Source organism: Pseudomonas sp. FSL W5-0203 (genome assembly GCF_001896155.1).
GTDB classification, from domain to species: domain Bacteria; phylum Pseudomonadota; class Gammaproteobacteria; order Pseudomonadales; family Pseudomonadaceae; genus Aquipseudomonas; species Aquipseudomonas paracarnis.
The window spans coordinates 1-8,241 of the sequence record NZ_MPOR01000074.1 but is presented as its reverse complement, the minus strand read 5'-3'; the positions used below and the strand labels follow the sequence as shown (position 1 = coordinate 8,241).

10 protein-coding genes are annotated in these 8,241 nt (G+C 57.3%); 5 read left to right on the top strand and 5 right to left on the bottom strand.

The features are described 5' to 3' along the window. Nucleotides 1–129: 129 nt before the first annotated feature. Nucleotides 130–1,560, bottom strand: coding sequence for an aminotransferase-like domain-containing protein (locus BOP96_RS28760; RefSeq protein ID WP_073454684.1), 1,431 nt, complete (start codon nt 1,558–1,560; stop codon nt 130–132). Nucleotides 1,561–1,718: 158 nt separating this feature from the next. Here BOP96_RS28760 and BOP96_RS28755 point away from each other — a divergent pair, with 158 nt between their 5' ends. The 5 genes from BOP96_RS28755 (at nt 1,719) to BOP96_RS28735 (ending at nt 5,916) form a co-directional block, all read left to right on the top strand. After that, entirely contained in the window at nt 1,719–1,901 is a 183-nt protein-coding gene (locus BOP96_RS28755) for a rubredoxin (protein ID WP_014718115.1), read from the top strand. A gap of 27 nt (nt 1,902–1,928) precedes the next feature. Beyond that, on the top strand, nt 1,929–2,798 hold the full coding sequence (locus BOP96_RS28750) for a sugar phosphate isomerase/epimerase family protein (protein WP_014718116.1): 870 nt from the start codon (nt 1,929–1,931) through the stop codon (nt 2,796–2,798). A 69-nt stretch (nt 2,799–2,867) separates the two neighbouring features. Further along, nucleotides 2,868–3,500, top strand: a complete 633-nt coding sequence (locus BOP96_RS28745; RefSeq protein ID WP_014718117.1) for a LysE family translocator — start codon at nt 2,868–2,870, stop codon at nt 3,498–3,500. Nucleotides 3,501–3,579: 79 nt separating this feature from the next. Next, entirely contained in the window at nt 3,580–4,638 is a 1,059-nt protein-coding gene (locus BOP96_RS28740) for a diguanylate cyclase (RefSeq protein WP_073454683.1), read from the top strand. Nucleotides 4,639–4,686: 48 nt separating this feature from the next. Then, on the top strand, nt 4,687–5,916 hold the full coding sequence (locus tag BOP96_RS28735; protein ID WP_073454682.1) for a M20/M25/M40 family metallo-hydrolase: 1,230 nt from the start codon (nt 4,687–4,689) through the stop codon (nt 5,914–5,916). 515 nt (nt 5,917–6,431) lie between these two features. On the opposite strand, the gene BOP96_RS28730 is transcribed toward BOP96_RS28735, so the two are convergent. The 4 genes from BOP96_RS28730 to BOP96_RS28715 all read right to left on the bottom strand — a co-directional run. Further along, a complete protein-coding gene (locus BOP96_RS28730) occupies nt 6,432–6,848 on the bottom strand; it encodes a hypothetical protein (protein WP_014718120.1) in 417 nt (138 codons plus the stop codon). After that, a complete protein-coding gene (locus tag BOP96_RS28725; protein ID WP_073454681.1) occupies nt 6,842–7,126 on the bottom strand; it encodes a hypothetical protein in 285 nt (94 codons plus the stop codon). The genes BOP96_RS28730 and BOP96_RS28725 overlap by 7 nt, the downstream gene beginning before the upstream one ends. 50 nt (nt 7,127–7,176) lie before the next feature. Further along, nucleotides 7,177–7,488, bottom strand: coding sequence for a contact-dependent growth inhibition system immunity protein (locus BOP96_RS28720; RefSeq protein ID WP_014718121.1), 312 nt, complete (start codon nt 7,486–7,488; stop codon nt 7,177–7,179). Next, nucleotides 7,485–8,241: RHS repeat-associated core domain-containing protein (locus BOP96_RS28715; RefSeq protein WP_175563021.1), on the bottom strand; the 757-nt coding region annotated here is incomplete at its 5' end. The genes BOP96_RS28715 and BOP96_RS28720, both read right to left, overlap by 4 nt.

The following is an 8,241-nucleotide window of genomic DNA, read 5'->3' as shown; positions in this document are numbered from 1 at the left end:
GGGCGGCTAAACCGGCATCCCTGCCGGTTTACCCCCCAAATCCCTGTCGAATTCCGGCCAGCGTGGTTTAACGGGGCGCCTGAGATCAAAATCAGAGCAAGAGCAAGAGCTACTCGCTTCGCATCGTGGTTACGTTGGGCCGCTTTTGCTTTTGTGTGCCACCCCATGCAACAACAGCGCCTCAAATACCCGCTGCACCCGTGGCTCATCACTGTGGGCCACATTGAAGCGCATCGAGTCGCGATGGGCCGGGTCATAGCCAAACAGCGCACCGGGCGCCAGCACCATGCTGCGTTTCAGGGCTTGCTGAGCCAGGAGTTCGCCGTTCACGCCAGGCGGCAGGCGTGCCCAGATGAACATCCCGCCTTCATACGCCATCGGCAGTTCGCACCCGCAGCGCTTGAGCCATTGTTCGACGCGCCCTCCGGCCTCCATCAGGCGTTGCACCATGCGCTTGCGATGCTTGGCATAGCTGCCTTCGCTGAGCATACGGTAGACGATTTGTTCGAACAGTTCGGAGGTGACGCCGCCGCTCATCAATTTCATATTGGTGAGGTTGGCGGCCAGTTGCGGCGCGGCCACGACGTAGCTGACGCGGGTGTTGGCGCTGAGGCTCTTGGAGAACCCCGACAGGTAGGTGACCTGCTCCAGCCCGGCGACGGCGGCCAGGCGTGGAGGAGGGTTGGGATGCAGGTCGCCATAAAGATCATCCTCGACGATATGGCAGTGATAGTGCTGGGTCAGTTGCAGCAGCCGAAACGCCTGGCTGGGGCTGAAGGAATGCCCGGTGGGGTTATGCAGAACGCTAGTGGTCAGGTAAAGGCTGGGGCGGTGTTCGGCCAGCAACTGTTCGAGGGCCGCGAAATCGAACCCATCGGGGCGGCGCTCGATGGTAATGACCTTGACCCCATGCAGCGCCAGGTTGGCGTGGAAGTTGAAATAGCACGGCGCGTCGAGCAACACCGTGTCGCCGGGGCGTGCAAGCAGGCGCATGAGCATGTCCAGGCCCTGCACGGTGTTGGGGGTGGTGATGATTTGCTCCACCGGCACCGACATGCCTTCGCCATGCAGTTTCTGTTGCAGCGCCTGGCGCAACGGCAACAGCCCCGCCGGCGTGCCCAGCCCGGCGATGCGCAGCGACGGCGCACGCACCACGCTGCGCATGGCCTGGCGGATCGCTTCGCCATTGAGCCAGTCCTCCGGCAGGTGCCCGCCACCGGGCCGCAGTTCGCCACTGGCGGTGGCCAAGGGCCGGCGCAATACGCTGAGCAGGTCTTGGGGCAATAGGTCCACCCAGGTCACTGAGGCAGGGCGGGTGCTGTCCATCGCCACGAAGTAGCCGCGGCCCTGGCTCGAGGTCAGCAGGTGGCGACCGCGCAGGCGGTCCAGAGCCTCATTGAGGGTGAACTTGCTGACACCGAGGATCTGGGTCAGCTCACGCACGGATGGCAGTTTGCTGCCCGGTGCCCATTCGCCATTTTCGATGGCGTGGCTGAACGCCTCGACGATCTGCTGGACCTTGGGCGTGCCTTCTACGAAAGCGATGGCGGATACAAACATGACGCGTCCTTGTGTTTGCAGGTGATTTTACCGGTGAAGTGAGGCCGGATTAGGCATCACTTTACCTGCCTTGCGCAATGCCACTCCCCTAGACTGCGCGGCATCTCGCCTGGAGATGGCGATATTTCCTACACCTGAGCAATGGATTCTGCATTTCCATGAAGACTTATATGTGCGCACCCTGCGGTTTTATGTACGTAGAAGAACTGGGTATTCCGGAGGACGGAATTCCCGCAGGCACCCCTTGGGAAGAGGTGCCTGAAGACTGGACATGCCCGGATTGCGGCGTGACCAAGGCCGACTTCATGGCCATCAATCTTCCTGAACGTCAATTCGCCTGACACTCCATCAACGAAAGGAATCGCTCCATGGAAAGCAAACTGATCAACGCCACCGTCCCGTTCTGCACCGGTGTGGCCCACCAGAAATACCTGGGCGCCGAAAAGGGCCTGCAAACCGCCATCGAAGGTGACTGCACCCACTGGTACATCGACGGCAGCCTGTTCGGCGAAATGGTCGATGACTGGACCGAGGCGCGTATCGAAAGCCTGCAGGCGCAAATCACGGCGACTGGGGTCAAGCCGGTTTTCCACGGCAACTTCAAGGCACCGTTGGGCAGTGATGTAGAAGCCTTCCGCAGCGCTGCCGTGGAGTATGTGAAAAAGGAAATCGACATCGCCAGCCGCCTGGGCGCGCCGTTGATCATTCACGGCGGTTGCATCGTCGAGCCGAAAATGGTGCTGATGGCCAAGAAGGTCGCCCTGGAGCATTACCTCAAGTCGGTGCAGGAACTGGCGCGCTATGCCGAGGCCAAGGGCACGGATATCTACCTGGAGAACCTGTCCAACTACGTCAACTATCGGCCGTTCCACTACATCTTTACCCATGAAGCGGAATACGCTTTTGTGTTCGAGCGCCTGCAAGCCCACAGCAATGTGTACTTCTTCCTAGACGCCGGCCATGCCAACATCGAGAACGGCCTGCCGGCAGAAGTGGTGCGCAAGTATCACCACCTGATCAAGGGCATCTCTTTCAGCAATAACAACGGCGTGCAAGACCAGCACTTCGGCATCCATGACGGTAACTGTGATTACGCCGATGTGGTGCAGGCCATTGTCGAGACCAACTGGAAGGGCCTGGTGGCGTTTGAAACCCGTAACCAGACCGCCAAGGCCGCGCTGGCTGACCTTGCGGTGATGTACCGCGAGTCCCTGACGACTGAAATCGCCGTCGCCTGACCGGCCTGGGGCGGGCGCTTGAGGCGCTCGCCTCGTTGCTGTTGTTCTCTTAATTCAAGGTCCCTGGCCATGACAAGTGCGTTAACCCTGTCGTCGTTTCTCTACTTTTTGCTGTTTTGCGCCACCATGACCTTCAGCCCCGGCCCCATGACCTTGTTGTTGTTGAGCCTGGGCCTGAAGGACGGCCTGCGCAGTTCGATCCCCGCGCAGATCGGCGCCAGTGTGTCTTACCTGATTTCCATCCTGATCTTTGCCGTGGGCTTCTCGGAACTGATCAAGGGCAACCTTGCCATTACCCAGACCATCCAGTTTGTCGGTGTGGCCTATATTCTCTACCTGGCCTACAAGCAGTGGACCAGCAGCGGCGTGTCGATCAACAACGCAGGTGCCGTGGAGGGCTCGCGCAGCCTGTTTGGCAAAGGGCTGTTGACCGGGTTTTCCAACCCCAAGACCATCATCATGTTCAGCGCCGTGTTCCCGCAGTTTGCCGGCGCCGGTGAACACAGTTCGGCGGCGGACATCGCCATCCTTGGCCTGACCTTCCTGCTGCTGCAATTTGCCAGCGGCTGCCTGTATTGCTATTTCGGCCAGCGCATCAAGCACGTGCTGGAAAACCCCAAGCGCCGGGTGTTGTTGCAGCGGGTCACGGCCGTCTTGCTGCTGGGCGTCGCCTTGATGCTGGCACGCGGGTTTTCGCACTGAAGTATTAGCCAATAAGCGGTAGTGGCGATTTGACGTCGCCCTGTTAGACTCCAGGCATTCACCCAGGATCGCCCCCACCATGCCAGCCGTCGGAGGAAAAGGACTTCCGCTCGCTTTGCGCTTGTACAAATCTCGCCTGCTGGGGCTGACGCTCGGCTTTGTGTGCGTGGCGTTCGGCATGTATCCGTTGAACCCCTCCCTGTGGGTATGGGCTTGGATGCTGGTCAATGCCTTTGCGTGGCCGCACCTGGCTTTTCAATGCTCGTTGCGCTCGGCCAATACCTTGCGCAGCGAACGCCGCAGCCTGCTGTTCGATTCCTTTTGCGGTGGGTTCTGGGTTGGCGCGATGCACTTCAACCCGCTGCCCAGCGTCACCACCCTGTCGATGATGAGCATGAACAACGTCGCCATCGGCGGGCCGCGCTTCCTGTTCGCGGGTTGGGTGGCGCAGGCACTGGGACTGGGCACCGCGTTGCTGCTGTTCACACCTGGGTTTGTCGCCCTGACCACCCAGGCCCAGCTGTATGCCTGCCTGCCGATCCTGATGCTGTATCCCCTGGCCCTGGGATGGATCTGCTATCGCCAGGCCGTTACCTTGGCCCGGCACAAACGTGAACTGCTGGCCTTGAGCCGCACCGACAGCCTGTCGGGCCTGCTCAACCACGGCGCCTGGAAGGACCATCTGGACCTCGAATTTCAACGTTGCCGCCGTGGCCCGGCCGGTGCCGCCATCGCGTTGATCGACATCGACCACTTCAAGACCATCAACGACACCTACGGCCATGTGACCGGCGATATCGTCCTGCGCCAACTGAGCAAGGTGCTGCGCCAGAACCTGCGCATCACCGACCTGGCCGGCCGTTATGGCGGTGATGAGTTCTGCGTGATCCTGCCCGATATGCCCCTCAACCGTGCCACCGAGGTGATGGAGGCCTTGCGCGGTCGCTTCAACGCCTTGGCCTACGCCCAGGACCCGACACTGCGAGTGAGCCTGAGCATCGGCCTGGCGCCGTACCAGCCGAGCCACGCCGACTCCATCAGTTGGCTCAACGATGCCGACCAGGCGCTGTATGAAGCCAAGAGCAGCGGGCGCAACCGGGTCAGCTCGGTACAGGGCAGTTGGTTGCGGTCAGTTTAGTGGGGTAGGGTGGCGGGGCACCCTCCAACAAAAAACAAGGATCGGTCCATGTTCTTCACCTTCCCGCGTACCCTGTTGGCCGCTACCCTGGCCTTGTCTTTCAGCCTGCCGGCCTACAGCGCCGAGCCTCATAAACAGATCCAGCAACAGGCCGAACAATACAAGGCCCAAGCCTTGAAGCTGCTGGAGCGCCTGGTGAATATCGACTCGGGCTCAGGCTACGAGCCGGGCCTGACCCAAGTGCGCGATATCGCCGTGGACGAGTTGAAACAGTTGGGTTTCACCATCGAATTGGTGCCGGATAAAGCCGCCAACAACAGCCATGTGGTCGCCACCCTCAAAGGCACCGGCAAGGCCAAGATCCTGCTGATGGCCCATATGGACACCGTATTCAAGGAAGGCTCGGCTGCCGAGCGCCCCTTCCACATCAAGGACGGCCGCGCCTACGGCCCCGGCGTGATGGATGACAAGGGCGGCATCGTCGCGGGCATCTATGCGCTCAAAGTCCTCAAAAGCCAGGGCTTCAAGGATTACGCGCAGATCACCTTCCTGCTCGATGCCAGCGAAGAAACCGGCTCCGACGCCGCCTCCGAACTGATCCGCAACACTGCCAAGGGCCACGACGTGACCCTGAACCTTGAACCCGGCCGCCCCGCCGACGGCCTGGTGGTGTGGCGCAAAGGCAGCGCCACCGCGGTGGTCGAAGTCAAAGGCAAGGCCGCCCACGCCGGCGTCGCCCCGGAACTGGGACGCAACGCCGCCATGGAAGCCGCGCACCAGATCCTGCAACTGGGCAAACTTGGCGATGAAGACAAGAAAACCACCATCAACTTCACCGTGCTCAAGGCCGGTGACCGCACCAACGTCATCCCTGACCAAGCCACCGCCAAGGCCGACGTGCGTGCGGCCTTGCCGGAAGAGTTCGACCGGATCGAGAAAGACCTGGCCCGGGTTTCAGCCAACAAATTGATCCCGGAAACCGAAGTGAACACCAGCCTGCAGCGCGGCCTGCCACCGATGCCGCAGACGGCCGAGTCGGATAAGTTGGTGGCGATGGCCCAAGGGGTTTATGGCGAACTGGGACGCAAGTTGACCATCGAAGGCAGCGGCGGCGCGGCGGATGCCAGCTTGTCCGCCGGGGTAGGCACGCCGACGTTGGATGGGTTTGGGATAGTGGGGGGCAATATTCACACGGCGGAGGAATATGCCGAGGTGGAGAGTGTGGTACCGCGGGTTTATTTGTTGAGTCGGATGATTATGGAGTTGTCCAAGCGCTGATCAGAACACTGGATGATCGAACGAAGCAGATTTGAATGGGGGAGGAATGCCCCTCAGGCAAACGCAGATCCCCTGTGGGAGCGGGCTTGCCCGCGAAGGCGGTGTGTCAGTCGCTGCATGTGTTACTGCACTACCGCTTTCGCAGGCAAGCCAGCTCCCACATTTGATCTTTTTTGCTTTGAGCGTTGCGTTCGCCTGACTGATCGGTATTCGGGGGTGATTGTGATGGGGCAGTTTGCACATGAATTGGCTGGCCCGCGCTGATCAGATCGCTGGATTTCGAAGCGAAGCTAAAGGTTGGCAAACCCTGATGTCAGTCTGTTAAAAGCATGTGTAGGAGCGAGCTTGCTCGCGAAAAATTCACAGGCGCCGCGTTTATTCAGGCAGCACACGTTATCGTTGATGTTTTTCGCGAGCAAGCTCGCTTCTACAACAGGTGACGATGACGCTCTAACTGACCGGCATTTGGGCTTGCCCCCTCCCACATTGAGTACTCGGTGTATTCAATGTGGAAGTCACCATGTGGCAGGGTCTTCGAGGCTGGCTTTTTGGAGGTCTTCTTTCCACCATTCATTAGTTAATCTATAAATTTCTTCGAAAAAACCTTTTGGATTGTCCATTTCACTCCATCCCCACGGCAGGGTGCAATAATAGCCGGGAGCCTGTCTCAATAAGTGCGAAAAATCAAAGGTTTCGTCGCTAAGTGCAGCCCCCAATTTGTCGCATAAAACCTTGCGATGTCGATAGCTTAGATCTGAAGATTTCTCAATTATGTATTTTTCGATCAGTCGTCTTCTGTCTGTGTCAAGGTTGATGTCGTAACGTGCAAACTCTTCACCTAAAGTCTCTTCGCGATCATAAATATCGAACGGGCTGAGTAAGTGCCGAAGTTTCGGTGCGTACGGGATATCTAGAAAAGGGTGTTTCAGCATTGATCATTACTCACAGGGAATACGGTATAAAGTTCTTTGGTTTTGCGATCAAATTTTGCGATCGCTGCATCCATGTTTTCATCAAGTATTGGATTGTTTCGGTCAGAAGGGTTTGGTATGTATCCTCTTCCGCAACCCTGCATTTCGATTCGGACAACTGGGTTGCCGTAGTAATCTTCCCCGGTAAAAGGCGGTAGGTTGCGTTCTGCTCTGGTGGTTACCTCATTTAGTACAGCGAGTTGCGCTCGATGACTTTTAAACTGCGTACTTAACTGCATAGGATTTTTCCTTTAGTGGCGGTGCTGATTTGTTTAGGGGGGGCGATCGATTATTGTTTGAGGAGTAAGTGGTTCTCAATTTTTCTTACGATGTGGCTCAGCCAAAGCGGCCCTGATGCCCACTCGTGCGGATAATAATAATAGCAATACTGTTTGTGTAGCAGGTTCTCCAAAAGATTTGATTCGTTTGTATAGTATTTGAGCAGTTCTAGAATTTCTTCTTTTACGGTGATGATTACATCCGTAGATGAGACTAGTAGAAAAGCATCAATGACCTCGTCAGCTGTGGCGTGCTCATCTACCCAGTCTTGATGGAAGTAAGCTCCAAAGAATTGCTGAAGTTCAGTTAGTTGGTTGTTCATTTTTCTATTGGGTATCCTGTCAGTAAAAGGTAGCCGTCTGGCATTTTTGGTTTTCGAATTAAAACTAGCATAAACTTATAAACAGGTATGGATTCTGTGGTGCCTCTTATAACGCTCAACCCTACGGGTTGGCTCGAATGCTCTCTGATAATATGCTTGTCCTTCGTTCCTTGTAGGAATTTGGATATTTCCTGACTGTGCGAAGCCAAGCTTTTGGATACAAGTGCTTCTGCGTCTTCTAAAGTTTTGAACGTAGACGCTGCAGGTATATGTGGCTCCACCTCAAGCCTTTCTACCAATTGATAGTCAGTCCGCTCTACGTGCTTCTTAATCAGATGTCCGCCTGCTTTTTCATGCCCGTCTAGTACGCCGCTGGGTATTTTTTTTGCTGGAGCGTCGATTTTTGAGCCAGGACAAATTCCAACCTTACAGCTCAGCCCTAAGGGATCTACCCATCCCGTCGGATTGGGCACATACCGGTACCCATTGATCCCTCCCGCCAACTTCACCGGATCTGGCGTCAGGTAGCGACCAATATCTGGATAGTAGTAGCGATGGCGGTTGTAATGCAGCCCGCTTTCCGCATCGAAATACTGCCCTTGAAACCGCAGTGGGTTGTCGATTTTGGCCACGTCGAGCCGGGCGATCTGGCCGTAGGCGCGGTAGTGGGCGGACCAGACGATTTCGCCCTCGGGGCTGGTCAGTTCCTGCGGGGTGCCGAGGTGGTCGAGTTGGTAGTGGTAGGGCTTGGTT